Annotated in this window: 17 protein-coding genes, 5 tRNA genes and 2 rRNA genes; 21 read left to right on the forward strand and 3 right to left on the reverse strand. The window is 60.4% G+C overall.

From position 1 onward, the window contains the following. Window positions 1-136: 136 nt before the first annotated feature. From D4766_RS10040 to D4766_RS10090, 11 genes are all read left to right on the forward strand, one after another. Window positions 137-213, forward strand: a tRNA-Ile gene (locus D4766_RS10040). Between the two features lie 14 nt (window positions 214-227). Then, window positions 228-303, forward strand: a tRNA-Ala gene (locus tag D4766_RS10045). A gap of 251 nt (window positions 304-554) precedes the next feature. Further along, a 23S ribosomal RNA gene (locus D4766_RS10050) occupies window positions 555-3,347 on the forward strand. Window positions 3,348-3,452: 105 nt separating this feature from the next. Then, window positions 3,453-3,567 (forward strand): 5S ribosomal RNA (gene rrf / locus D4766_RS10055). A gap of 121 nt (window positions 3,568-3,688) precedes the next feature. Continuing rightward, window positions 3,689-3,765, forward strand: a tRNA-Met gene (locus D4766_RS10060). Between the two features lie 228 nt (window positions 3,766-3,993). After that, the gene (locus D4766_RS10065) at window positions 3,994-4,449 is read left to right on the forward strand and encodes a VOC family protein (RefSeq protein ID WP_120717336.1); all 456 of its coding nucleotides are present in this window, start codon (window positions 3,994-3,996) and stop codon (window positions 4,447-4,449) included. 98 nt (window positions 4,450-4,547) lie between these two features. Next, window positions 4,548-4,931: a response regulator transcription factor gene (locus D4766_RS10070; protein ID WP_120717337.1), complete on the forward strand. Its 384-nt coding sequence runs from the start codon at window positions 4,548-4,550 to the stop codon at window positions 4,929-4,931. Further along, window positions 4,928-5,938: a YaiO family outer membrane beta-barrel protein gene (locus tag D4766_RS10075; RefSeq protein ID WP_120717338.1), complete on the forward strand. Its 1,011-nt coding sequence runs from the start codon at window positions 4,928-4,930 to the stop codon at window positions 5,936-5,938. The genes D4766_RS10070 and D4766_RS10075 overlap by 4 nt, the downstream gene beginning before the upstream one ends. Then, complete coding sequence (locus D4766_RS10080; protein WP_162935738.1) at window positions 5,878-6,963, forward strand: HEAT repeat domain-containing protein; 1,086 nt, start codon at window positions 5,878-5,880, stop codon at window positions 6,961-6,963. The genes D4766_RS10075 and D4766_RS10080 overlap by 61 nt, the downstream gene beginning before the upstream one ends. Continuing rightward, the gene (locus tag D4766_RS10085) at window positions 6,960-8,405 is read left to right on the forward strand and encodes a glycosyltransferase family 2 protein (protein ID WP_199798084.1); all 1,446 of its coding nucleotides are present in this window, start codon (window positions 6,960-6,962) and stop codon (window positions 8,403-8,405) included. Before D4766_RS10080 ends, D4766_RS10085 begins: the two co-directional genes overlap by 4 nt. 53 nt (window positions 8,406-8,458) lie before the next feature. Then, window positions 8,459-9,268 (forward strand): crotonase/enoyl-CoA hydratase family protein, encoded by an 810-nt coding sequence (locus D4766_RS10090; RefSeq protein ID WP_120717340.1) that lies wholly within the window; start codon window positions 8,459-8,461, stop codon window positions 9,266-9,268. Here the strand turns inward: D4766_RS10090 and D4766_RS10095 are convergent, their stop codons facing one another. Continuing rightward, entirely contained in the window at window positions 9,269-10,045 is a 777-nt protein-coding gene (locus tag D4766_RS10095) for an acyl-CoA thioesterase (RefSeq protein WP_120717341.1), read from the reverse strand. Between the two features lie 121 nt (window positions 10,046-10,166). Here D4766_RS10095 and D4766_RS10100 point away from each other — a divergent pair. From D4766_RS10100 to D4766_RS10110, 3 genes are all read left to right on the forward strand, one after another. After that, a tRNA-Cys gene (locus D4766_RS10100) sits at window positions 10,167-10,240 on the forward strand. A gap of 62 nt (window positions 10,241-10,302) precedes the next feature. Continuing rightward, a tRNA-Thr gene (locus tag D4766_RS10105) sits at window positions 10,303-10,378 on the forward strand. Window positions 10,379-10,897: 519 nt separating this feature from the next. Further along, the gene (locus tag D4766_RS10110) at window positions 10,898-14,956 is read left to right on the forward strand and encodes a HigA family addiction module antitoxin (protein WP_120717342.1); all 4,059 of its coding nucleotides are present in this window, start codon (window positions 10,898-10,900) and stop codon (window positions 14,954-14,956) included. A gap of 103 nt (window positions 14,957-15,059) precedes the next feature. On the opposite strand, the gene D4766_RS10115 is transcribed toward D4766_RS10110, so the two are convergent. Then, window positions 15,060-16,997, reverse strand: coding sequence for a DUF2075 domain-containing protein (locus tag D4766_RS10115; RefSeq protein ID WP_162935739.1), 1,938 nt, complete (start codon window positions 16,995-16,997; stop codon window positions 15,060-15,062). A gap of 281 nt (window positions 16,998-17,278) precedes the next feature. Between D4766_RS10115 and D4766_RS10120 the strand changes: the two genes are divergently transcribed. From D4766_RS10120 to D4766_RS10150, 7 genes are all read left to right on the forward strand, one after another. Beyond that, window positions 17,279-18,193, forward strand: coding sequence for a PDZ domain-containing protein (locus tag D4766_RS10120; protein ID WP_120717343.1), 915 nt, complete (start codon window positions 17,279-17,281; stop codon window positions 18,191-18,193). 14 nt (window positions 18,194-18,207) lie between these two features. Further along, window positions 18,208-18,909, forward strand: coding sequence for a thermonuclease family protein (locus tag D4766_RS14240; RefSeq protein ID WP_120717344.1), 702 nt, complete (start codon window positions 18,208-18,210; stop codon window positions 18,907-18,909). A 307-nt stretch (window positions 18,910-19,216) separates the two neighbouring features. Next, window positions 19,217-19,840, forward strand: coding sequence for a DUF4230 domain-containing protein (locus tag D4766_RS10130; protein WP_120717345.1), 624 nt, complete (start codon window positions 19,217-19,219; stop codon window positions 19,838-19,840). A gap of 68 nt (window positions 19,841-19,908) precedes the next feature. Continuing rightward, on the forward strand, window positions 19,909-20,187 hold the full coding sequence (locus D4766_RS10135; protein ID WP_120717346.1) for a hypothetical protein: 279 nt from the start codon (window positions 19,909-19,911) through the stop codon (window positions 20,185-20,187). A 79-nt stretch (window positions 20,188-20,266) separates the two neighbouring features. Then, window positions 20,267-20,653: a hypothetical protein gene (locus D4766_RS10140; RefSeq protein WP_120717347.1), complete on the forward strand. Its 387-nt coding sequence runs from the start codon at window positions 20,267-20,269 to the stop codon at window positions 20,651-20,653. 168 nt (window positions 20,654-20,821) lie between these two features. After that, window positions 20,822-22,285 (forward strand): AAA family ATPase, encoded by a 1,464-nt coding sequence (locus D4766_RS10145; RefSeq protein WP_120717348.1) that lies wholly within the window; start codon window positions 20,822-20,824, stop codon window positions 22,283-22,285. Between the two features lie 230 nt (window positions 22,286-22,515). Further along, a complete protein-coding gene (locus D4766_RS10150) occupies window positions 22,516-23,667 on the forward strand; it encodes a site-specific integrase (protein WP_267896422.1) in 1,152 nt (383 codons plus the stop codon). A 445-nt stretch (window positions 23,668-24,112) separates the two neighbouring features. Here D4766_RS10150 and D4766_RS14160 read toward each other — a convergent pair whose 3' ends face one another. Further along, a complete protein-coding gene (locus tag D4766_RS14160) occupies window positions 24,113-24,514 on the reverse strand; it encodes an excalibur calcium-binding domain-containing protein (RefSeq protein WP_325049079.1) in 402 nt (133 codons plus the stop codon). Window positions 24,515-24,728: the final 214 nt, after the last annotated feature.

Here is a 24,728-nt window from a genome sequence, read left to right on the forward strand (position 1 = left end):
CTTCGTCCTTTCCAAAGAACACTGCCGTCGTCCTCATGTCCTTTCATCACTGGAAAATCACCGCGGGGTTTCTTCGCGTGTGACGCCTGAGCCGGCTCACGCCCCTCGCGGCCTATTGGCCGATCGGGTGCTGTGTGGGCCTGTAGCTCAGTTGGTTAGAGCGCACCCCTGATAAGGGTGAGGTCGGAGGTTCGAATCCTCCCAGGCCCACCACTCTTGTCGCTCATGGGGCCTTAGCTCAGCTGGGAGAGCACCTGCTTTGCAAGCAGGGGGTCATCGGTTCGATCCCGATAGGCTCCACCAGCGGCTTGACCAAGATTTCCAGGATGAAACGAAAAGCTATCCGGCTTCGGCCGGTAGTGGGTGGATCTGCCGCCCGCGTCTTTGACATTGTGAATGGGTTTTTAATCGATGCCGTGGCGCATGACGCCGCAGGTCTACGGACGTGCGGTTTATGCGACACTTTACAGATGTAATATCTGGCTGAGATTATCCTCCGCGCCATCGTGAGGCGTCAGGCATTATGCAGGCCTGTCGTTGATGGTGTGGATTCTCAAGCGTGAGGTAAGAGCATTTGGTGGATGCCTTGGCACATACAGGCGATGAAGGACGTGGCACGCTGCGATAAGCGTCGGGGAGTTGTGAGCAAACTTTGATCCGGCGATTTCCGAATGGGGAAACCCACCCTCACCATTTCCTATCGGTTTAGCTTCGGCTGGATCGGTAAGAGGTGGATAGGGTATCACCGAACCGAATACATAGGTTTGGTGAAGCGAACCCGGGGAACTGAAACATCTCAGTACCCGGAGGAAAAGACATCAACAGAGATTCCCGTAGTAGTGGCGAGCGAACCGGGACCAGGCCAGTGCCTTCAATTCAACTAGCGGAACACTTTGGAAAGAGTGGCCATAGCGGGTGACAGCCCCGTACGCGAAAGTGATGTTGAAGGACTCGAGTAGGGCGGGACACGTGAAATCCTGTCTGAACATGGGGGGACCACCCTCCAAGCCTAAATACTCGTATGTGACCGATAGCGAACAAGTACCGTGAGGGAAAGGTGAAAAGCACCCCGATTAGGGGAGTGAAACAGTACCTGAAACCGAATGCTTACAAGCAGTGGGAGCTTCTTTAGGGAGTGACCGCGTACCTCTTGCATAATGGGTCAGTGACTTAGTGTATCATGCAAGCTTAAGCCGATAGGTGTAGGCGCAGCGAAAGCGAGTCTGAATAGGGCGACTGAGTATGATGCATTAGACCCGAACCCCGGCGATCTAGGCATGGCCAGGTTGAAGGTGCGGTAACTCGCACTGGAGGACCGAACCGGTGAATGTTGAAAAATTCTCGGATGAGCTGTGTTTAGGGGTGAAAGGCCAATCAAGCCGGGAAATAGCTGGTTCTCCGCGAAATCTATTGAGGTAGAGCGTCGGACGTATGCCGATGGGGGTAGAGCACTGGATGGGCTAGGGCGGCGCGAGCTGTACCAAACCTAACCAAACTCCGAATACCATCGAGTCTTATCCGGCAGACAGACGGCGGGTGCTAAGGTCCGTCGTCAAAAGGGAAACAGCCCTAACCTACAGCTAAGGTCCCCAAGTCATCACTAAGTGGGAAAGCATGTGGGAATCCCAAAACAACCAGGAGGTTGGCTTAGAAGCAGCCATCCTTTAAAGAAAGCGTAACAGCTCACTGGTCTAAATAAGGGTTCCTGCGGCGAAGATGTATCGGGGCTAAAGTGATGCACCGAAGCTTAGGGTTCAGATCTTTGATCTGAGCGGTAGCGGAGCGTTCCGTAAGCGAGTGAAGCCGAAGGGTAACCGACGGTGGACGTATCGGAAGTGCGAATGCTGACATGAGTAGCGACAAACAGGGTGAGATGCCCTGTCGCCGAAAGACCAAGGGTTCCTGCTCAACGCTAATCGGAGCAGGGTTAGCCGGCCCCTAAGACGAGCCCGAAGGGGGTAGTCGATGGGAACCACGTGAATATTCGTGGGCCTGGAGATGTGTGACGGATCATGGAAGTTGTCTGGCCTTATTGGATTGGTCGGGCAGCCAAGTGGTTCCAGGAAATAGCCTCTCCATATAGACCGTACCCGAAACCGACACAGGTGGTCAGGTAGAGTATACCAAGGCGCTTGAGAGAAGTATCCTGAAGGAACTCGGCAAATTGCCTCCGTACCTTCGGAAGAAGGAGGCCCCATCTATGCGCAAGCACTGGTGGGGGGCACAGGCCAGGGGGTAGCGACTGTTTAGCAAAAACACAGGACTCTGCTAAGTCGGCTTCAAGACGACGTATAGGGTCTGACGCCTGCCCGGTGCTCGAAGGTTAAGAGGAGGAGTGCAAGCTCCGAATTGAAGCCCGAGTAAACGGCGGCCGTAACTATAACGGTCCTAAGGTAGCGAAATTCCTTGTCGGGTAAGTTCCGACCTGCACGAATGGCGTAACGACTTCCCCACTGTCTCCAGGATATGCTCAGCGAAATTGAATTCTCCGTGAAGATGCGGAGTACCCGCGGTTAGACGGAAAGACCCCGTGCACCTTTACTGCAGCTTCAGAGTGGCATTAGGAAAGAGTTGTGTAGCATAGGTGGGAGGCTTTGAAGCATTGGCGCCAGCCGATGTGGAGCCATAGGTGAAATACCACCCTGCTGTTTTCTGATGTCTAACCACGCACCGTTAGCCGGTGTTGGGACCCTCTGTGGCGGGTAGTTTGACTGGGGCGGTCGCCTCCTAAAGAGTAACGGAGGCGCGCGATGGTAGGCTCAGGACGGTTGGAAACCGTCTGCAAGAGTGCAATGGCATAAGCCTGCCTGACTGCGAGACTGACGAGTCGAGCAGAGACGAAAGTCGGTCATAGTGATCCGGTGGTCCCTCGTGGAAGGGCCATCGCTCAACGGATAAAAGGTACGCCGGGGATAACAGGCTGATGATTCCCAAGAGCTCATATCGACGGAATCGTTTGGCACCTCGATGTCGGCTCATCACATCCTGGGGCTGGAGAAGGTCCCAAGGGTTTGGCTGTTCGCCAATTAAAGTGGTACGTGAGCTGGGTTCAGAACGTCGCGAGACAGTTTGGTCCCTATCTGCCGTGGGCGTCGATTGTTGAGAGGAGTTGCCCCTAGTACGAGAGGACCGGGGTGAACGTACCTCTGGTGTACCTGTCATCGTGCCAACGGTGCAGCAGGGTAGCTATGTACGGACGGGATAACCGCTGAAAGCATCTAAGCGGGAAGCCTCCCTCAAGATAAGCAATCATCGAACCGTCGTAGACCACGACGTTGATAGGCCGGGTGTGGAAGTGCAGTAATGCATGGAGCTAACCGGTCCTAATAGTTCTGTTCATGCTTGGGAATTCCACCATCAACGACAGGCCTGCGGGCTTGTCTGGAGGATTTCACAGCCAGACGCTCATCATACAACATGCATCGATTAAACCCCTTTCGCTGGCTCCATTGCTTGGTGGCTATAGCGTCCGTGACCCACCCGATCCCATCTCGAACTCGGCCGTGAAACCGGACTGCGCCGATGGTACTAACGCTCAAGCGTTGGAAGAGTAGGTCGTCGCCAGGCATTGCAGCCAGCGATAGCGGGATAACCCATTCACGATTTCAGAAAGCCGCTGCCGGTGCAAACCGCGCGGCGGCTTTTTCGTCTGTTCTCGGCACGCCGGGGCGGACAAATCGTACGGTGCCGCGGGGTGGAGCAGTCCGGTAGCTCGTCAGGCTCATAACCTGAAGGTCGTTGGTTCAAATCCAACCCCCGCAACCAGTAACCTACAAAGGCCCGTCGCTCTTTTCGAGTGACGGGCCTTTGTGCGTTCTGGAAAGGCTTCGTAGCCGTCCGAACTACGAACCATTGTGCGATCAAACCCCGTTCCATTCGCTCGGCAGGGCCGGCACGAAGGACTCACTCGGCCCGTATTCGTCCTCCCCCGCTGGAACGCTGCCGATGGGCGAGGATTGGTTCCTCAAACCCTCCTCAATCAGGACTGCCCCGATGCACTACCTCCACACCATGCTCCGCGTCACCGACCCGGACGCCAGCCTGCGCTTTTTCGAATTGCTCGGTCTCAAGGAAACGCGGCGCTTCGACGTGGAGGCAGGGCGGTTCACGCTTATATTCCTAGCCGCCGACGAAGATCTGGCGGGGGAGGGCGAGCGTGCGCAGGCCGAAGTCGAGCTGACCTACAACTGGCCACCGCAAGACGGCTCGCCGGCGGAGGACTACACCGGCGGCCGCAACTTCGGGCATCTCGCGTACCGGGTCGAAGACATTTATGCGACGTGCCAGCGCCTGGCGGACGGGGGCGTGACGATCAATCGGCCCCCGCGCGACGGGCACATGGCGTTCGTTCGCTCGCCCGACGGGATCTCGATCGAGCTTTTGCAACAGGGCGAGCGGTTGGCGCCAGCCGAACCATGGGTTTCGATGCCCAATGTGGGCGAATGGTGAGCCGGCAACGGGGGCTGCAGCGATGAACCGCCCCGCTAGTGGGTTGTCATGCGATATGCTTAACCGCTTCTTCCCGATTGAGAACGTATGAAACCGGTATGACCGCCGAACGCCTGATCCTGATCGCCGATGATGAGCCGTTGCTCGTCGAACTGCTCGAGTTCCGCTTGTCGGCGCGTGGCTACCGTACCGTGTCGGCAAACGACGGGCGCGAGGCCCTGGAAGCGCTCGCGGCCGACGAAAAACCCGACGCCGTGGTGCTCGATGCCATGATGCCGGTGCATGACGGGTTCGAAGTCCTTCGCCGGATGCGGGCCGACCCCGCGACAAAGGACATTCCCGTCATCATGCTCACCGCCCGGCGCGGCGAGAAGGATGTCGTCGGTGCGCTGGAACTGGGCGCGAACGATTACCTGGTGAAACCTTTCATGCCCGAAGAACTCATGATCCGCCTCGCCCGCATGCTCGCGGTGCGCGCGTGAAGGCGCTTCTGGGCGCCTTCGCCCTCGGCACGGCTGCGATCGCCTCGCCGGGTCTCGCGCAGCAACAGAACGACTACGAAGCCGGGGTCGCCGCGCGTCAGGCCGGGGATCCGGTCCGTGCCGAGGCACTGCTGGACCGCTGGATCGCGGCGCATCCGGCCGATGCCGACGCGCTTGTTCAGCGTGGCTACGCGCGGCTTGCCCGGGGCGACCGGCGCGGGGCACAGGCAGACTTCCGCGCAACGCTGGCCATAGCCCCGGATTACGCCGACGCGCGCGACGGGCTTGCGAGAGCGCAGGCGGCCGATACCGATCGCGCACCGGCCACGCTTGCTCTCGAAGGCGCCTGGAGCGACCTGACCGGCAGCGCCCGCGACTGGCGGGAAGTCACGCTCGACGGGGAAACGTCCGTTTCCACACACACGCGCATCGGCGGCCGGGCAAGCTGGTACGAACGGTTCGGGCGCGAGGACGTCGAGCTCGTCGGCCGGGTTGGCCTGCACCCATCGCGCAACGTGTGGCTGCGTGCATTCGCGGGCGGCACGCCGAACGCGGACTTCCGGCCCGAACTGGAGGCGGGGGCGGGCATCGACTACCGGCTCAAGCCCAGCGCGAACCCGACCGTGCTGACGTTCGATGCGAGCTGGCAGCGCTTCCCCTTGCAGGAGGTCGTCACCATCAATCCGGGCATCGTCCAGTATTTCGCCGGCGGTAAGGCGTGGGCTACGCTGCGCGGCATCGGGACAGTGGCCGATGGCGGACCGTTGCAGCTCGGCGCGCTCGGCCGCGTCGACTACGCGCCGCGCGATCGCGCCCGCATCTACGCGGGCATCGCCAACGGCCCGGACACCGATCTCGGCATCGTGACGCGGGTCACTTCGCTCTTCGGCGGCGGAGAAATGCCGCTGGCCGACACGTTCGCACTCACCGGCGGGCTGTCGCACGAGTGGCGGCAGGGCGGGGCGGAACGCACCGAAGTTCGCGTAGGCGTGAAGGCGGCGTTCTGACCACGCTCGTCGCCCTGTGGAACTTCAGCCTCGCGCTGTGCGGAGTGGCGTTGCTTGCGCTGCTGGCGCTGCTGATCGGCCGTGCAATCTCCGGTGCCCGGACGGACCGCCGGGCGGAGGAACGCCGGCGGCTGTCGCGTTTGCTTCTCGAAGGCGGCGACATCGGCCGGCCCGACAGCGCCCTGGCCCGCACCGAAGCGGTTCGCCTGACGATCGAATTGACCGAACTCGTGCGCGGCTCCGATCGCGAGGCGCTCCTCGCCAACGCCGAGCGGTTGGGCGTGGTCGAGGTCCTGCGCAAACGTCTCAAGAGCCGAACGCCGCAGGATCGCCTGATGGCATCCGAAGCGCTCGCCATGTTTCCGGGCGAGGCAGACGCGGTGACCGCCATGCTCGACGACCGCAACCCCGACGTCCGGCTCGGCGCCGCACTGGCGCTGGCGCAGAACCAAGTGGCGCCTCCGGCCGCCGAACTCGTCCGCAAGCTGGGGTTGGGCACCACCGAACGCTCGCTGCTGGTCGTTTCGCTCATGCGCGATCTGGTCGAAAGCGATCCGGAAGGGGTGGAGGCCATGCTCTACGACCCCGCGCTGCCCGATTCCGCCAAGCTTGCCGCGACCGACGCGCTCGCGGCCAGCGGCCGGGTCGAGCACGCCCCCCTCGTCGCATGGATGGCCGACGCCGCGACCGAGGACAGCGCGTTGCAGCCGCGCATCTATCGCGCATTGGGGCGCATCGGGCATCCCGGCGGCCATGCGGCGATCCGGCGCGGGCTCGACAGCCCCTGGTGGCAGGCCCGTGCTGCCGCAGCGGAAGCTGCCGGCAAGTCGGGCATGGTGGCTGCGTGCGACAAGCTGGGCGAGCTGCTTGGCGACCCGGAGTGGTGGGTCCGTTTCCGGGCGGGGGAGGCGCTGTCCCATCTCGGCCGGTCGGGCAGGAACGCGCTGCACTATGCCCTCGAGGACGGCAGCGACCTGGCGCGCGAAGCCGCGAAGCAGACGTTGGCCGAGCGGGGGCTGGCGTGAGTTTCGAATACGCCGAATGGGCGAAGCAGTGGATGCTCGACGGGGCGCAGTGGATCGCCGCGGTCGTGATCTTCACCGGCCTCGCTCAGATCGCCTTCTACATCGTCCAGCTCGTGTTTGCCGCATTCGCGCTGTCAAACCGCCCGCCGGTGCCGCGCGGGGCGACCTTGTGGCGCCGCTATTCGGACCAGGCGCCGCCGATCGCCGTGCTGGCGCCCGCTTACAACGAGGAGCTGACGGTCGTCGAAAGCGTCCGTTCGCTTCTCGCGCTGCAATATCCCGATTTCGAGGTGCTGCTGATCAACGACGGATCGAAGGACGGCACGCTGGCCCGGGTCATCGCCGAGTTCGGCCTCGAGAAGGTCGACAGGTTCATCGACAGCGGCGTGACCCACCAGCCCATCCGCGGGTTCTACGCCAGCCCCCGCCAGCCGCGCCTGCTGGTCATCGACAAGGAAAACGGCGGCAAGTCGGACGCGCTCAACGCGGGCATCAACGCTTGCCGCGCCAGCCTCGTCTGTGCGATCGACGCCGACTCCATCCTCGAATCCGATGCCCTCCTGCGCGTGGTGCGCCCGTTCATCGACGAGCCCGAACTGACCGTGGCCGCCGGCGGCACGATCCGCATCGCCAACGGCTGCACGATCGACAGCGGGCGCGTGACCCATGTGCGCCTGCCGACCAACTTCTTCGCGCTCGTCCAGATCATGGAATACCTGCGCGCGTTCCTGATGGCCCGCCTGGCACTCGGCAGGATGCAGGTCTTGACGGTGATTTCGGGAGCGTTCGGGCTGTTCCGCCGGCAACGCGTGGTGGAGGTCGGCGGCTACAGCCACGGCACGGTGGGCGAGGACATGGATCTCGTCCTCAAGCTTCACCGCCACATGCGCGATCTCAAGCTCGACTACCGGATCGAGTTCATCGCCGAGCCGGTCTGCTGGACCGAATGCCCGGAAGACGCGAGGGTCCTCGGCCGCCAGCGCAGCCGGTGGCAGCGCGGCTCGCTCGAATGCTTCGTCCGGCACAAGACGATGTGCCTCAACCCGCGCTACGGCCGGATCGGCATTGTCGGGTTCTTCCAGATCCTGTTGGTCGACGTGGTCGGCCCGCTGGTCGAGGTGTTGGGCTACCTGCTCATCCCCCTGCTTTGGGCGCTGAAGCTGTTAGCGTGGCCGTGGCTGCTCGCCTTTCTCGCCGCGACCTTCACGTTCGGCATCTTCGTATCGGCGGCAACGCTGATCCTCGAGGAGGTGCAACTCCGCCGCTTTCCGCGCGCCCGCGAACTCGCGATCCTCGCGCTGATCGCGGTGATCGAGAACTTCGGCTATCGCCAGCTGTCGAACTTCTGGCGGCTGCAGGGCTGGTGGCAGTTCGTCCGCAAGCAGCAGAGCTGGGGCACGATGACCCGCAAGGGCTTCGGCGGGGCGACCGGCGCCACCTAGACAAGCCCGCCCGCTTGCGCGACGATGCGGGAAACGTGGCGAGGATACGGGCGATGCAGATGCGCGAAAACGACCGGGTGCGGATCGAACTGGGCGAAGACGGCGTGGCGCAGGTTCGCCTGACCCGCGCGGAGAAGATGAACGCGCTCGACGGCGAGATGTTCGACCGCCTGATCGAAGCAGGCCAAGCGCTCCATGACATGAAGGGACTGCGCGCCGTCGTTCTATCGGGTGAGGGCCGCGCGTTCTGCGCGGGGCTCGACCTTGCCAGCTTCGGCGGCGGCCGCGACCGCAGCCAGGAACCGCCGCTCACCGAGCGGACCTACGGGAACGCCAACCGCGCGCAGCAGGTCGCGATGCAGTGGCGCAAGTTGCCGGTTCCCGTCGTCGCGGCCGTCCACGGTGTCTGCTTCGGCGGCGGGCTGCAGATCGCCAGCGGTGCCGACATCCGGGTGGTCGCGCCCGATACCCGCATGGCGGTGATGGAAATGAAGTGGGGCCTCGTCCCCGACATGGGCGGCATCGCGCTGTGGCGCGGCCTGGTGCGCGACGATGTCCTGCGCGAGCTGACCTACACCAACCGCGAGTTCTCCGGCGAGGAAGCGCACGCGATTGGGCTCGCGACCTATGTGGAGGCGGACCCTCACGCCCGGGCGACCGAGATCGCCGCCACTATCGCCGACCGCAACCCCCACGCGATGCGCGGGGCCAAGCGACTGATCAACGCGATGGCCGACAAGTCGACCGACGACCTGCTGATGGATGAGAGCCTCGAACAGCACCCTCTGCTCGGCTCGAAGAATCAGATGGAAGCGGTCATGGCCGGCATGCAGAAGCGCAAGGCGGCGTACGAGGACGTCTAGTTAGCCGAAGATCGCTGCCGCCTGCATGCCCGCCAGCACCTGTTCGCCGTCGGCGTTCCATAGGCGCAGGCGTTCGCTGGAATAACCGTGGTCCGCATGGTCGCTCGCCGCCTCGGCCATGAACCAGCCGTCGCGCGTGCGCGCTTCGGGATCGAGCAGGTTGAAGCTCCAGTTGATGCTGGAAAGCGGACCCTGCCGCTGCATTACGCGCATCGACCCCGGCGGCAAGGCATCCCCCAGCACGATCGCCTGCGTCACGGGATCGAGCCCTTCACGATCTTTCAGCCGCACCCATCGGCGCACGATCGGTACGCCTTTCCCCGTCTCGTCCTGCGCGCGGCGGATTTCCATGTTGCTGGTGAAGAAGTTGGGATTGTTCATCCCCACGTCTTCGTTCTCTTCGGGCGCGCCGGGCCAGGGATCGGCCTTACCGGCGGGGTGGACGGCGTTGGGCTCGCGGCTCTCGCCGAACAGCATCAGCGCAGTCAGCGCGAGCTTGTCGTCGCTTGCGATGTCGCATCGTACCTGGGTGACGTTGCGGCCCTGCCGGACCATCTCGACCGAGAACACGAGGTTCGCGCCCACGGGCGCGACGAAGCCGACCTGCGCGGCGCGGAACGGGGGCAGGTCCGGCATCGCCTTGCGGATACCCTCGAGCGCGAGCGCCGCCGACGCGCCGCCGAACAGCGTGCGCCCCTGCATCCAGCGGTCGGCGCCGGGAATGGTGACCGGGCGGCTGTCCGCGGGCACTGCCGCGACGAGTTCGGAGAATCGCATGGCCCTGCCTTAGCGAGCGCCGGCCGCATGGCAAACGGCAAGCTTTTGCACGATTGCATGGCGTGCGCCGACCGGCTAGGGGGCCGCTTCCCCTTGCGGACACGCGCCGCCGGGGGAACGAGGCCCGATGGCGGAGTGGTTACGCAGAGGACTGCAAATCCTTGCACGCCGGTTCGATTCCGGCTCGGGCCTCCATTCTTTTGCGGTTCGCGACGGATTGCAGCCCCGCTGCTCTGTCGATATGAGGCCGCCGGAATGCCGCTTTAGCTCAGTTGGTAGAGCACATCATTCGTAATGATGGGGTCACAGGTTCGAGTCCTGTAAGCGGCACCAGCCTTTCAACAAACAAATCCGGCGGGTTGGGCGCAACGGCCTTTCGGCTGAGAGCGCTGCTTGGGTCCTGTTTGGGGCGCTTTGAGTAGGAAATTAGGCCTGCCCACGTAGTGCCCACTTTGACATACAGTCGATATCCCCAAAGATACGAACTCATTGAGCTTCAAGGCCTGTGGGGCAGTTTGCAGATCACTTCCGCACGACATCCCACGGTTAACCTACATTCACGCGAAGAAGTTGGACGGCTGGCAATGGGCCGGTTGCGGACTGACAGGTTACGGCACTTGAACGAGCGGATCGGACACCATCCTATTCTCAGTTGACGGCGAGACTTGACCGTCAGCAGTCAGCGCATTTTCAGCGTGAGAGCCGGCAAACCCAAACTTCAGACGGTCTGGGCGTTGGTGTCGAAAAGGATTGGAAATGACGTTAACCTAGATCTTGATGTAGCGTGTAGCGTGTAGCGCGTCGCACTACATTACCATTGATATGCGTGGTGTAGCGTGATACACTACACGTATGAAAAACGAACCTATCCATCCGGGCGAATATGTCCGAACAAACATCATTCCCGTTGGCACCAACGTCACCACAGCGGCCAAGCTGATCGATGTCAGCCGTCCAACGCTCTCAAACTTTCTCAACGGGAAAGCGGATCTCTCAACCGAGATGGCGGCTCGATTAGAACGAGCTTTCGGCGTGTCTGCCCGCACTTTACTTGATGTCCAAAGCGCGTGGGACGCTGCCAAAACCACAGCCCGCTCGGCGGCGATTACCAAGTCTTATGTGCCGCCCTTTTTGCAGATTAAGGGTGCCGACATCACCCGGTGGGCGACGACGGGCGTCACCCCTCGCCAACGGCTGGCTGTGTTCATCAGAACGTTGGTGAACTCGACTGGGGTCGGCCTGACCAAGGTCGAGTTCCCCGGCAATGACGATAGCGAGCGCTCTGGTTGGGATGGAGAGGTTACGGCAACGCAGGCGACACCTTGGGTTCCATCGGGCCATTCCGGTTGGGAGTTTGGCGTTACCGAAGACATCAAAGGCAAGGCCGATGGCGATTTCACCAAAAGCGTGAAAGCCATCCCGCCGAAACAGCGGAGCGAGATGACGTTCGTGTTCGTCACGCCACGGCCTTGGGCGGGGAAGGAAGCGTGGGTCAAAGCCCACAAGGCGAAAGGTCTCTGGAAAGATGTTCGCGTTTACGATTCGAGCAACCTTGAAGAGTGGCTGGAGCAGTCGATCGCGGGCCAAACGTGGTTCGCCCATGAGACGCGTCAAGACGCGAGCGGCGCGATCTCGCTGGACGCTGCCAATCTACTCTGGGGGGCAGACTGCGACCCACCACTTAATCCTCTTCTGTTTGCCGACGCGGTAAATAGCTTCCGGTCCACGCTGGTCCGCATGATGACCGCAGAGCCGTTTCAGCCCGTCGTCATTTCCGCGGATTCGAAAGATGAAGCTGTTGCCTTCCTGAGCGCCGCGTTTGCCACCAGCGATCCAGAACTAGGGGCATACCGCGACCGCATCATCGTGTTCCGCGAGCCAGGCACACTTAGCAAACTGGCCAGCCCGCTCGCCAACTTCATCCCAGTTATCCAATCCCGCGACGTTGAGAAGGAGTTCGCACCGTTTCGCGCATCTATGCCGTCGATCATCATCTATCCGCGCAATGCAACCACGTCGGACCCCGACATCACGCTGGAAACGCTCAGCTATGAATCGTTCAACAAGGCGCTGGAAGCGATGGGTCTGGAGAAAGATCGCATCGACAAGCTCAGTCGCGAGTCTGGGCGATCGCCTACTGTCCTTCGTCGTCGACTTTCAAAATTGCCAGCCGTTCGAACGCCTGACTGGGCATCCGATGATCAAACGGCCTCTAATCTGATTCCGTTTGTGCTTGCGGGCGCTTGGAAGGCGACGAACGAGACCGACCGCGCCATGCTGGAAATCATCTCTGGCGACGTGCCGTTCGACGAACTTGAGCGGCGTCTCAATGCCCTTTTGCCACTGGACAGCGCTCCCGTCTGGTCGGCGGGCCAATACCGGGGCGTCGTCTCCAAAATCGACGCCCTTTTCGCAATCCAAGGCCGTTTTACCGAAGCGGATTTGCGACGCTTTTTTGATGTGGCGGCACTCGTTCTTTCGGAAGATGACCCAGCCCTCGATCTACCGGAAGAGCAGCAATGGGCTGCGGGCATTTACGGTAAAACCCGCGAGATTTCCGGGGCACTCCGTGAAGGCTTGGCGGAGACGCTCGTTCTGCTTGCCGTGTATGGCCCGGCGTTATTCAAAGCCCGATTGAGCTTCGATACGGCCGCGCACGCGAGCAAATTGGTCAGGGATCTTCTCACGCCGCTTACGCGGAAGGCGCTGGAGTCTCAGGTCGATAATTTGCCCCTTTATTCCGAGGCAGCACCGGAAACATTCCTCTCGTTGATTGAAGCCGATCTGGCGACGCCTGAGCCGGTGACGCTGGAACTGATGAGGCCAATCGGCGACATTCTCTTCGGCCGATCGCACCGCACAGGTCTTCTTTGGGCATTGGAGAATCTGGCATGGACCGACGAATTCTTCATGCGGACGGTACTGGTGCTTGGCCGACTGGCGGAGCGCGTGATTGACGACAACCTGGTCAACAAGCCTAGCGGTAGTCTCTCCTCGATTTTTCGGTCGTGGATGCCCCAGACGGGGGCCAAGATGGAGCATCGCAAAGCTGCGCTCGCCAAGCTGGTGGTGAAGCATCCAGCGGTGGCGTGGCCCATCTGTATCGAGCAATTCTCGGCGCATTCTCGCATCGGTCACTACAGCCACAAGCCGCGTTGGCGGCCGGATGGTCACGGCCTCGGCAATCCGATTACACGAGGTGAAGATAACGAGTTCGCCTTGTTCGCATTCGAGCTTGCTCTCGCGTGGCCCGCGCATACGCGCGAGACTATAGGTGATCTGATTGGTTGCCTCGAAGCGATCGACGGCGAGCTCAGAAGCAAGGTCTGGGATGTGGCTGAACGCTGGGTTGCCACGGCAAGCGAAGCCGACAAGGCCGATCTCCGCGAAAAAATCCGCACATCGGCTTTGACCAACCGGGTGATGAAGCGCCGGAAGTCCGCCGGCGCAACGGCCGACGATCGCGCGCGCAAGCTGTACGACGATTTGCAACCGACCGACCCGGTCCTCCGTCACGAATGGCTGTTTCGCCAAACGTGGGTCGATGAATCGTCTGAGGAGCTTTCAGACGAGGATTTCGATTACACCAAGCGCGAGGCTCGTATCGGGAAGCTGAGGACAGCCGCCGTAGAGGAAGTGTTCTCGTATGGGGGAATTGAAGCCGTGCTCCAGCTCGCTGAACGGGGTCAGGCCAGCCACAATGTAGGCTGGTTTTTGGCGAAGGTGATCGATGATGAGGACAAGCTCGCATCAACATTGACGGAGCTGGCTGCTAGCCAAAAATTGTCCGGCCCACGAGCCTCTCTTTTGTCAGGCGCGCTGGCTTCGTCCGTTCAGAACAGCGCAGATCGAGTTCTGCGTCAGGTCGTCGATCTACTGCCTAGGGATCAAGTCGGAGAGTTTTTGACGTTATCTCCGTTTGATCGCGCGACGTGGAAGCTGGTGGATGAGTCCGGCGCGGCGATTGCCGATGCGTATTGGAACACCGTCATCCCGAATTGGAGCCGTGATGTCGAAGATCTCAAGATCGCTGTACCGCGTCTGATGGCGGTTGGTCGCCCGCGCGCGGCATTTCTCTTGGCCCATTTTGATCTCAAGGATTTGCCCGCTCGGCTTGTCTATGACCTGCTCCTCGCCATGACCAAATCACCTGAGCCATCCGGAACCTATATGCTGCAGCAGCATCACCTTCGTGACGCGTTCGAAGTGCTGAACAAAAGCGCCCAAATGTCCACCGAAGAGATGGCAGGACTTGAGTTCGCGTACATCGACATCTTCGATCATGGCGATGGTAAACCGAGCAACCTTTCGCGCGCGATCTCGCTGCACCCTGAGATGCTCGTGCAAGCGATTGCATTCGCATTCAAACGGGATGATGATGGCGTGGACCCGTCCGAACTGCTGCTCGACAATGAGGAGCTGCGGTCCAATCGCGCTACAGCCAGCTACAAGCTGTTGCAGGCGATCGAGTTGGTTCCAACGAAGCCTGACGGAGTTTTGGAGGCATCGACACTGATCGCATGGGTAGAACAAGCGCGAGCCTCCATTGCAAGCCTCGCTCGCCAAGACATCGGCGATCAAATGATCGGCAAGGTCTTCTCGACCGCTCCAGCCGCCGAAGACGGCGTGTGGCCGACACTCGCTGTGCGCGACGCTCTAGAGCAAGTTGCCAACGAACATATCGAACGCGGACTCCATGTGGCGCTCCGCAACGCGCGTGGCGTCCACTGGCGTGGCGAGGGCGGCGCTCAGGAACGTGAGCTGGCCGCAAAATACCGAGGGTGGGCTGACGCGATGGAATATACCCATCCGCGCGTCGCGGCGATCTTACGGGGCGTTGAGAAGTCCTACCTGAGCGAAGCGGAGTGGGAGGACAACGATGCGAAGATCGCTCGCCGGATGCGATACTGATCGTTTCCGAACTTGGCCTGAACGTACGGCGGCTTTCAGGCGGATACCGCGCCGTCCCGAATGGCCGACATTAGGGCGCTTTGCGGACCTGCCAAACTTCGGCTCAGACTTCTGACAAGCCGCAGTGTCTCAGAAAGTCGAAAATAAGGTCGTAGAACTCCCCGCGCCTAGTCCCGTCTGTCTTCGAACCCTCTGGCACGAACACTACCATACCCTGCCGTGCACGGGTGAGCAAAACGCGGTAAGAGTTTGCTATGTAAGTTTTACGATCGACGTCGTTGACCGCCTGCCACTGCGTTCCTCTAAACTGGAAGCTCTCCCAACCGTCGTCGTTTCGGCGGAAATTTGCGTCCCAGCAAACACAAGTCCAGTCGAGCTCCAGGCCCTGCACGTCAAACTCGGTCGCGGCATCTTCCAGGGCATCGGATGACCGTACGTCATCCGAGGGTGCAAGAAACCATTTTGCTGGTTCGATCTTGGCCTTCGTGAAGATGCCATGCGGCTTCAACCGAGCGGCGTTAGAGGAAGCTAGCAGGCCAATGCGCTCGTTGCCGCGGGCTTTGCTTCGCAGCCAGGCGCGAGCCTTTTCGATGTCGCGCGTGAGCATCAAAGGAAAGTCGATGAGGGTCTCGCCCAACTCCCTCGCCGCCTCGGCATTCCCCTCGATCACTGCTCCCACGAAATCTGATAGTCGCTCGGCACGGAAGGACCGGAGAGAGGTGGCGAGGTGCAGAGCTGGCGCCTGAACTTCGTTCCTTAAGACGAGCTGGCGATCGAGGGTCGGGGGCACGTACGCGAGCCAGTGAGGAAAGGAACGGTCTAGAGCTCTGAGCCATTCACTGATCCCCGCTTCGCCCGTGTTGATCTCCTGGCCACCGCCGACGAGACACACGATTGCGCACCAGCCGTCATGTCGATCCATCACGCTCAGCAGGAACTCCGGTTCGGACATCGAAAAGCCAAGTTGGCCCTTCTTCTGCTGCATGAATTTCGAAGTCTGAGCGACGTCCCAGGCCCGCTGAGCCTCATCGAAGATCGCCACCCTTTCTACGGGCGCCGCGTCTGAGGTTAGAGCGTCATCGCGAAAGTGATGAATGTTCTGGATGAAGGCCGCGGCTCGACGGTCTTCTTGCACCTTGGAAGTCTGACGACCAGCCGCTCGCGCTAGGGAGACGGCATCGATGGCCAGCGCTTCTCGTAGCACTTCGACCAGAGGCCCATTGCCCGACAAGAAAACCGCATGCTCGTCGCTGTGAGCCCGCTGCCGTGCTGTGGCGAGGTTTAGACCAGCGAGCGTCTTTCCAGAGCCTGGAACGCCGGTGATGAAGCAGATGATTTTCTGACCCGAGCGTTTTGCCTCTTCAATGGCTTGCGCGACGTAATCGGCGGTTTGCGTGAGATTCTCTGCCCCGGCTTCCGAACGGGAAATCTCCTCGACATCGTGCCCTCGATAGAGGGTTTGAGCAGCCTCGACGATTGTAGGCGTGGGTCGATACCGACCCGCGGCCCACTCATGGGGATCGAGGTCATCCCCGCCCCAAACACGGCAGATAAAATTGATCGCTGGCGCTAGGCCTCTGGCGTTCACTCTTAATGGCCGAGCGAGGCTGCCCTCATCCCATCTCAGTTCGTTTTGCTCGGTCGCATCGGCATGAGTAGCCACGAGGATTGGGACGATGGTCGCGCCGTGGCTTGTTTCGTGAAAGTGTTTGAGGTCCAGACCGTAGCCATAAACTTGGTCGAGGCTCGATCGGTCAAAGGTGCGTGCGCCGACCTTGTATTCGATGACGAAAACGAGACCTCCCAGGATGACAATAAGGTCTGCTCGCCTCCCCATCCTTGGGATGAGAAACTCCAGAAAGAAATGTGCTGGCGGAAGGTCTTCGGCGAGGCGCCGGAGGTGCTCGATTTGAAACTCCCAAGCCGCCCGCTGTGTCGGTTCCAGGGAAAAAGGTAAGCCAGCCGCCAACTGTCCAAGCAGTTCCGCGTCAGAAAGATGCGACAGGGCGCGGGAGCCGATCGACACATAAGATCGCTTCATTCGGCGCTACTGCTCTAGAAAAGCTCGAGACGCCAGAAGTGCGTCTCGTGCGCATCTGTGTGAAGGAACTGCGACTGGCTCCGTAAGAATTTGACCCAGAGCGATCTGAAGTGTGGTCCTGGGCATTTGGCTGCAGATGACCTCACCTCTCAATTAACTATCAAACGTCAGTCGTGCGAACCAAGTTGGGGCCTTAAAACCAGTTCCGAACACCGAAACAAGTCGTTGACGAAAGAGTCATCATCGCACGATAGAGGGCCTGAGAACTACAGGGGGTCCTCATGAAAAAGCTTGTTATCACTCTAGCGGCGTTCGCTGCCACCGTTCCGCTCACGCCTGTTTATGCCGACGAACCTTATGCTGTCACGCCGTCAGGACGGACCGAGGCCATTTTCGATACAGGTGTGACGGAAACCTCCGACAAGATCGCCAATGGCTGCGCAAACGTCGGCTGGACACTTGTTAACACTACCTCGACGATGGTCGTGTGCGAGGCGCGGATGTCGACGATGCAATCCGTTCTTGCCGCCCTCGCGATGGGTAATCAATACTCGACGCCGCCAAAGCAGTTCCTCCGGTTCAACATTGCTGGATTGGGCCAGCGCAGCCGGGTGCAGGCCACTGGATGGATGGAAACGCAAATGGCATTTGGCCAGGTGCGAACAGAAGAGATGACTGCCGCGAACTACCATAACAACGTCATGAACTTTTTTGGTAACCTGGGGGCCCATTTCCCACCCGGTACCACCTTTCCCAACCACGCCTTCATAGGGTCCGGCTTCGAACCCACGAGCCGCAATCAAGGGGTAACGCTGACGTCGATTCAACCCGGATCGCCTGCTGAGAAAGCCGGCCTTCAGAACGGCGATGTCCTCGTTCGTCTGGCCAAGGAGAAAATCAAAAGCGGGGGCGATCTGCTCGATGGGATGCGTAAAGCTGCCAAAAACCAGCAATATGAGGTCGAGATCGTTAGAGGCGGTAAGCCACTCAAAATGACTATCGCCCGCGAATTCCGGGCGCAGGTCACGGACGCCGACCTTCCCGACCTGCCGCCGTTGACCGATCCGGCCCCGGTCCAAGCGGTGATGTCCGTTTCGCCGGCCGACGAACTCGCCAAGTTCGCTAAACTCCGCGACGATGGAATTATTACAGCCGAAGAGTTTCAAAAGAAAAAGGCCGCAATCCTCGGGCAATAATGTAAGCCTATTGCATGCGATCAATTTTTGCAGTTGCTTTAGCAGCCGTCTGCTTTGCTGGCCCGGTCAGCGCGCAGACGGTTGTGGGGCAGGCTGGTGTCGTCGACGGCGACACCCTTCGCGTAGGCGAAACGACAATCCGACTTTTTGGGATCGACGCTCCTGAAGGCCGACAGACTTGCAGCCGGGAGGGCAGGGAGTGGCCCTGCGGTGAGGCTGCAACCGGCAAACTACGTTCCATGATAGAGGGCAAAACGGTCGTTTGCCGCGGTCGTGGCTTTGATCAATTTGGGCGAACGGTCGCTGTCTGTGAAGCTGGCGGGGTCGAGCTCAATCGCGCGCTCATTGCCTATGGATGGGCGACCGCCTTTCAAGCCTACAGCCAAGATTATCTCGCGGACGAGACGAGGGCAAAGACTGCTCGGCTGGGTATCTGGGATTCGACGTTTCTCCTGCCCGCAGATTACCGGCGGACTCGAGCTGAATTAGTGGAACAAATGCATGGCTATCGTGCGCCTCCGGCGAGAGATTCGACGAACGCCGCTGCGCCGGCCGTGATGGGGCGATGTGCGATTAAGGGAAATCGCAACCGCCGCGGCCAGTGGATCTACCATCTGCCAGGAATGCCGTATTACGAGGCTACGCGACCTGAGGAGATATTCTGTACAGAGGCCGAAGCGCAAGCAGCCGGATATCGACGAGCAATCGTTCGCTAGGAAGACTACCGATTGGGAACTTTGGGCGTGCGCGAACGCCTACGTTAACCGATACCAAGAGGATGCTCCGGTGATCGCGGCCATGCGATGCGACGAACTACTGGCGGAGGGTGACGTAGCGGGAGTGCGCACGTTCCAGGCGATCATCGAGCGCATCCACAAGCTGTTGCAACGGTCAGCTGGCGGAGAAAGTGTGCACTAAGTCGGCGCGCAAATGGAGCCATCTTATAAGGAGCGGCAAAATCTGCCGCCCTACCAAGCCCTCGGATGACCTCCGGGGGCTTTTCTTTGTCCGAAGGGAATTCCGATGCGTTCACAGATGCCCCTTATCATCGCCACTCACTCCATCGCGCTCGGCGCGGGATACTACGCCGCGCCACGAGAGCTCCTCGACAACGAGGTCGAGCACACCGGCTTCTTCCAGGTCGACACAAAGACGATCCTCTCGGCGACGGTCGAAAGCCTCAGGGCCGAGAACAAGCTGGTGGTGTGGTCCTTCAAGGGTACCGCCACCGTGAAGGTCGATCGCGCTAAGTGGTGGATCTTCAAAGGCAGCCAGACGCTGATCGTCCCGGCCGTTGTCACGTATCACCTCGGCCTGTCCAAAATGTCGCTGGGCGACGCTGACTACGACGAGGCACAGAAGATCGTCAGGGTGAAGCTGCCGCGGCTGGAGATGGGCGCAATCGCTTTTCAGCCTGAGAACGCGACGACCATCAACGGCGGCATCCTGACCTATAGCGACGACCAGGTCGAGTCTCTCCGCAAGCTCAACTACGCCCAAGCGCGAAGGGCGCTCATCAAGCAGGCTCAGGGCAAGGGCATGGTCGATGCAGCGAGGGCGCAGGCAAAGAAGAACGTACAGACGTACTTCGAGATACCGCTTCGCATAGCGGGGCAACCTGACGTGAAGGTTATCGCGGCCTTCTAGCAACCAACACCATCAACCCATCGAGGGCCCGGAGCGATCCGGGGCCCTTTTTTTTTGGAGCCCGCACGATGATCACACTGCGAACAGCGCGGGAGGTCGATGCCTTCCTCGTCACACCCTTGGGCCGAGAGACCGAGCCCATCATCCGACCGCACCTGGAACGGCTGGCCGACTACGAGTTTGAGGACATCGCAGCGATTGCGGTGGGCAAGAGCGGCGAAACGCCGGCCGCCCTCGGCCTCGATCCCGACCTCTACGAGTACCGCGAGGAGCACACCGGCTGGACCGAAGAGGTGTTCATCGTGTCCGACGACGGGTTCGGCTGGATCGTTCTGATCCGCTCCTAGTCCGCCCTCACAACCAGACCAAACGCAGCGTCCAGGCATCCCGCCTCGGGCGCATTTTTTATGCCTGAAGGGAATTGTAATGCGTATCGTAGATCACACTGACATCGGGTCGCTGGCCGACGCGAAGTTACGGTCGCTTATTCAAGCGCATCTTGTCACCGCTCGTGAAAGCGGACTAATCGACCTCACAGTTTTCGCGGTCGCAGAGAGTGGCGACACCAAGCAAACGATGATTGCCGCACTCGGGTTCAGCCCGCTCGATAACTTGCTCGACGGCACCAGCTATGGTGACCCGAACTATCTGCCAGCTTGGGATTGGCTCGAAATCCATCCTCGTTGGTTCGAGCTGCTTTTCACCGTTGGCGACGATGGTTTCGCCTACATTATCTTCATCTCGCGTTCCGCGGTGGGGACATCGGCGCTGGCCAACGCTTGCGCGGAGCACGTCGCAGGGCCGGGAACCTGAAATCCTGGCAACCTGCAGCACTTGACGAGCGGCACCCAAACGCCAATATCATTACTGCGCCGATCCTCAGGGTAGGCGATCTACGACTTCTCTTTTGACTGACCTACGCGCCTGGAGCGCCTTTAAAACAGCCCATACGATGGGCGTCAGTTTGAAGGGGGTTTCCCCATGAATAACGGAAATACATCGCCTCCGGGCGAGGCCGAGCGCTATTGGACAGCGTTCGGTTTTAAGAATGTGCGTCAAGATAGCGATGGAAAGCTATGGGGGGATATTCCTGATGGCACCATCGCTTTCACAAGTGTCGGTGCTGACTCAGGTCTTTCGCTTAGACGTGCGCTGCAGGCAATTGGCACAGTCCCCGATATTCTTGCCAAATTCGACGGTGATCATCGTCTCTACCTCTACGCTCTCGATCCGGAATTACCGGCCAACGCCATCAGATCGCATTTCAAAGCGGCAGGCGAGGTTCGCTTTTCCGGCGATCGGATCGCGCTTCCGCAAGGCGACGATCTTCAGCTTGGCGAATGGCCTCAAAACGCTGGAGATCTGGCGGAATTCGACACCCTCGATGGCGTAAGCGAAGTTGAAAGTTCCCCCGGTGACCTGCCCCAGCAGGTTGTCGGGGGGACCCTTCTCGACGAGTTCAGCATTCTCGATGCTGACTTGGGCGACGAGGCCGTCAAGAGCCGTCCCTTGCTCGGTTTGGTAGTGCTTTCCGGCCAGGCGACCGTCATCTACGCGCCGCCGAATTCCGGTAAGACGCTCCTGACCCTGCACCTGGTCGCGGAGGCCGTCGAGGCCGGGCGGGTGGTACCTCAGCGGTGTTACTATGTAAACGCGGACGACAGCTTGGAGGGCGTGCATGTGAAACGCTCCATCCTTGCCGAGGTCGGTGTCCATACGCTTGTGCCGGGCATGCAAGGCTTCGACGTTCGGAAACTATCAGCGTCCATCACATCGCTCATAGCTGAAGATGATTGCGGCGACGTGGTCATCATCGTCGACACGCTAAAGAAATTTGTCGATCTGATGGACAAGAAGGGGTCGGCTGCCTTCGGTGACGTTGTGCGACGCTTCGTGCTTAAAGGCGGGACGTTTCTAGCCTTGGCGCACACGCGGAAGAACGAGGGGCCGGACGGTCAGCTGGTATACGGCGGAACCTCTGACGTGGTCGAAGATTTCGACGCGGCCTGCCTCCTTGTGCCCCTTGAAGATCGTACCGACGACGGGCTCAAACTCGTGCAATTTCAATTCCGCAAGCGCCGTGGCCGGAACTTCGAGGAGGCCTACGGTTACGACGACGACCCTAGCCTCAACTACGAGGCCCGCTACGCGTCCGTGCGGCTGGTCACGACTGACGAGTATGAAGAGCAGCAAGCGCGGCAGCGCTACCGCTCCGACATCGACCTGATCGAAGGCATTTCCGCAGAGATCGCTGGCGGGTGCGCCAAAAAGATGGCCCTGGTCCGGAAAGTTGGTGCGGAGTTGGGCGCTAGCCGCAGCCAGGTACTTGCCGTGCTCGATCGGTACACTGGCGACGACCCTTACCACCATCGATGGTTCTACTCCGTGGAGGCGCGGGGGGCGAAGGTTTATCGCCTTCACGTTAAGCAGGAGGACGGCGGCTAGGTCGCCAGGATGCCAGGTTCCCAGCTCGCCGGCGGGGTTGCGTCCCTCTGGCGGGCCGGGCTTCCGGCGGGCCGGTGTGCAGCATGTGCCCGACCCACTCCAACGCTTGTCAAAACCGCTTTCTCTTAAGCTCACGGCCGCTCGGCCATCCCCGCCGTCCCTGGACCCCGCCCGCGGCGACGCGGCGCTCCGCGGTTCGGCATTTATCGCCCTTTCCGAAGGAAATTCATATGCCACGAGTTCATCTCGACCACTCATTTTGCCTTACCGCCCGGTGTCTCCCTGGCCGTAAGCGCACTGACTACTATGATCGCACGGTCACGGGCTTTGTGCTCGAAGTCCACGCGAGCGGCACCTCCAGCTACGCGTTCCGCTACCAGGACGCGTATGGGAAACTGCGGCAGCGTCGCATTGCCGGATTCGGCGATGTGACGTTCGATCAAGCCAAGAAACGTGCCCAGCGCTGGCGGGCGGAGGTGACACTTGGCGGCGATCCAGCCGGCCAGAAAGCCGAAAAAAAGGCGATCCCGAACTACGCTACGCTCGCCGATCAACATCTGGAGTACGTGCGAACCTACTCACGCAATCCCGGCAATACCGAGTCTGTCCTTCGCGTCCACGTTCGGCCGAAGTGGGGTAAGAAGCGCCTCGACGAGATTCATACGCCGGACATCGCGAAGTGGCTCGGAGACCTTCGTGCACGTGGCCTTGCTCCGGCTACGGTCGAGAAAATCCGCGTGATCTTCAATCGTTCGTTCGAGCTTGCTCTTCGATGGCAAACGCCGGGAGTGAAGGCGAACCCCGTCCGGGGCATCCAGCGCCCGAAGGTGGCCAACGCGCGTGATCGCTTTCTCACTGCCGAGGAAGCCGCACGCCTGTTGAAGGCAACTCAGGCTTCGCTCAATCCGCAACTGTACAACATCGTTCGGCTTCTGCTGCTGACCGGTGCGCGGAAACGCGAGTTGCTTGATGCTCGGTGGGTGGACGTAGATCTTGATCGGCGGGCCTGGTTCATTCCGACGTCGAAGACAGGCAAGTCGCGTTATGTGCCGCTCAGCACGACTGCCGTCGAGGTGATCGAGCAATTGCCGCGCTTCGACAACTGCCCGTGGTTACTTCCCAACCCGTCGAGCAAGCGACCCTACACGGACATTAAGCATCCGTGGGAAACCGCCCGAGCGGCAGCAGGGCTGCACGGACTCCACATTCATGACCTCCGCCACTCGGCAGCGAGCTTCATGATCAATGCGGGAATCGATTTGTTCGCTGTGGGCCGCATTCTGGGTCACGCCGATCATCAGTCGACCATGCGCTACTCGCACCTAGCTAACGACACACTTCTTGCAGCCGTGGAAGCTGGCGCTGCTAAAATGGCAATCTAACCTCTCCCCCCCCTCTCGGCCTGCGGGTCGGGAGGGGCTTCTCCTTCATTGGATTTTTTTTCCGGAGTTGAGCAATGAACAACGCGAAGGATCAAATCTGCTGGCAGCCCGTCCCGAACTGGACGACTGCGAAGTTCGTCGGTTGGGGTCGTAGTAGAGGCCTCTATCGCGCTCAGATGCACGGGGAGACGATGTTCCTTGGGTCGGCTACCAAAACGTCGCTAGCAGCCCGACTTAGAGCGTACTGTGCGCCGAACGGGACCTGGCAAAACCACGAAGCTGGGCGTCTGATCCACCGACATCGAGCTTCCATCGAAATGCAGATCGCTCTCCTCGACCTGCCGCCTGGTCAGATTCGCAGGATTGCGGAGGCACTGATCGAAGAAGAAGAGCCCCGGTGGAACAATCTCGAACGGCACCGCGAGCATCGAAGTGGCGCCAAGAATCAAAATCGGTAGGGTTCGCAGGCAATCCCGTCGCTGTCGCCGTCCAGGCCCTCGCGATACCCAGGCTCCCCGATGAATATTGGGGCAGTGCCAGCCGCACGTGCGACGTCACAACCGGACCAGTAATCGCCTTCCTGTGGAGCTCGGGCGCGTTCGAGGCCTAAGGATACAGCTGCTGGGCGCGCTACGTTGCTGGTCGCCTGCAAGCCGCCCTGCATCACAATAAGGCTGCCTGTGCCGAGGATGGCACCGCATAACGCAGCACCCGCAAGGACCTTCGCAACCCGCTTTCGCTCGGCTGCTTTTGCCTCGCGTCGATACCGCTTGCCAAGCGTGATCGGGACCGCGCGGAAGGGCTTGCGAACGGGCATTCCAGCATCGTAGTCAAAAAGGGTAAACATTCGCTTTTGGGAAGGCGGTGACCGGGCGAGAGCCGGGTCGTTCGCTGTTTCGCGTTCCTAACAAAGAGCGTTAGAAAGGAACCGACGGTATGCCCAGCAGTCGACCGATTTGGGCAGAGGCTGGTTTCCGATGCAAATTGTTAAGTCTCTCGACTTAACCGCTTGAACTTTATTGTCTTTTACGCATTCGAATAAGCCTTTCGTAATGATGGGG

It is taken from the genome of Tsuneonella amylolytica, assembly GCF_003626915.1.
In the GTDB taxonomy this organism is placed as follows: domain Bacteria; phylum Pseudomonadota; class Alphaproteobacteria; order Sphingomonadales; family Sphingomonadaceae; genus Tsuneonella; species Tsuneonella amylolytica.

What these genes read in the sequence shown, in the direction of transcription:
- D4766_RS10065 (WP_120717336.1), top strand. Translation starts at nt 3,994, where the DNA reads ATGCACTACCTCCACACCATGCTCCGCGTCACCGACCCGGACGCCAGC.
- D4766_RS10070 (WP_120717337.1), top strand. Translation starts at nt 4,548, where the DNA reads ATGACCGCCGAACGCCTGATCCTGATCGCCGATGATGAGCCGTTGCTC.
- D4766_RS10090 (WP_120717340.1), top strand. Translation starts at nt 8,459, where the DNA reads ATGCAGATGCGCGAAAACGACCGGGTGCGGATCGAACTGGGCGAAGAC.
- D4766_RS10095 (WP_120717341.1), bottom strand. Translation starts at nt 10,045, where the DNA reads ATGCGATTCTCCGAACTCGTCGCGGCAGTGCCCGCGGACAGCCGCCCG.
- D4766_RS10110 (WP_120717342.1), top strand. Translation starts at nt 10,898, where the DNA reads ATGAAAAACGAACCTATCCATCCGGGCGAATATGTCCGAACAAACATC.
- D4766_RS10115 (WP_162935739.1), bottom strand. Translation starts at nt 16,997, where the DNA reads ATGAAGCGATCTTATGTGTCGATCGGCTCCCGCGCCCTGTCGCATCTT.
- D4766_RS10120 (WP_120717343.1), top strand. Translation starts at nt 17,279, where the DNA reads ATGAAAAAGCTTGTTATCACTCTAGCGGCGTTCGCTGCCACCGTTCCG.
- D4766_RS14240 (WP_120717344.1), top strand. Translation starts at nt 18,208, where the DNA reads ATGCGATCAATTTTTGCAGTTGCTTTAGCAGCCGTCTGCTTTGCTGGC.
- D4766_RS10130 (WP_120717345.1), top strand. Translation starts at nt 19,217, where the DNA reads ATGCGTTCACAGATGCCCCTTATCATCGCCACTCACTCCATCGCGCTC.
- D4766_RS10135 (WP_120717346.1), top strand. Translation starts at nt 19,909, where the DNA reads ATGATCACACTGCGAACAGCGCGGGAGGTCGATGCCTTCCTCGTCACA.
- D4766_RS10140 (WP_120717347.1), top strand. Translation starts at nt 20,267, where the DNA reads ATGCGTATCGTAGATCACACTGACATCGGGTCGCTGGCCGACGCGAAG.
- D4766_RS10145 (WP_120717348.1), top strand. Translation starts at nt 20,822, where the DNA reads ATGAATAACGGAAATACATCGCCTCCGGGCGAGGCCGAGCGCTATTGG.
- D4766_RS10150 (WP_267896422.1), top strand. Translation starts at nt 22,516, where the DNA reads ATGCCACGAGTTCATCTCGACCACTCATTTTGCCTTACCGCCCGGTGT.
- D4766_RS14160 (WP_325049079.1), bottom strand. Translation starts at nt 24,514, where the DNA reads ATGTTTACCCTTTTTGACTACGATGCTGGAATGCCCGTTCGCAAGCCC.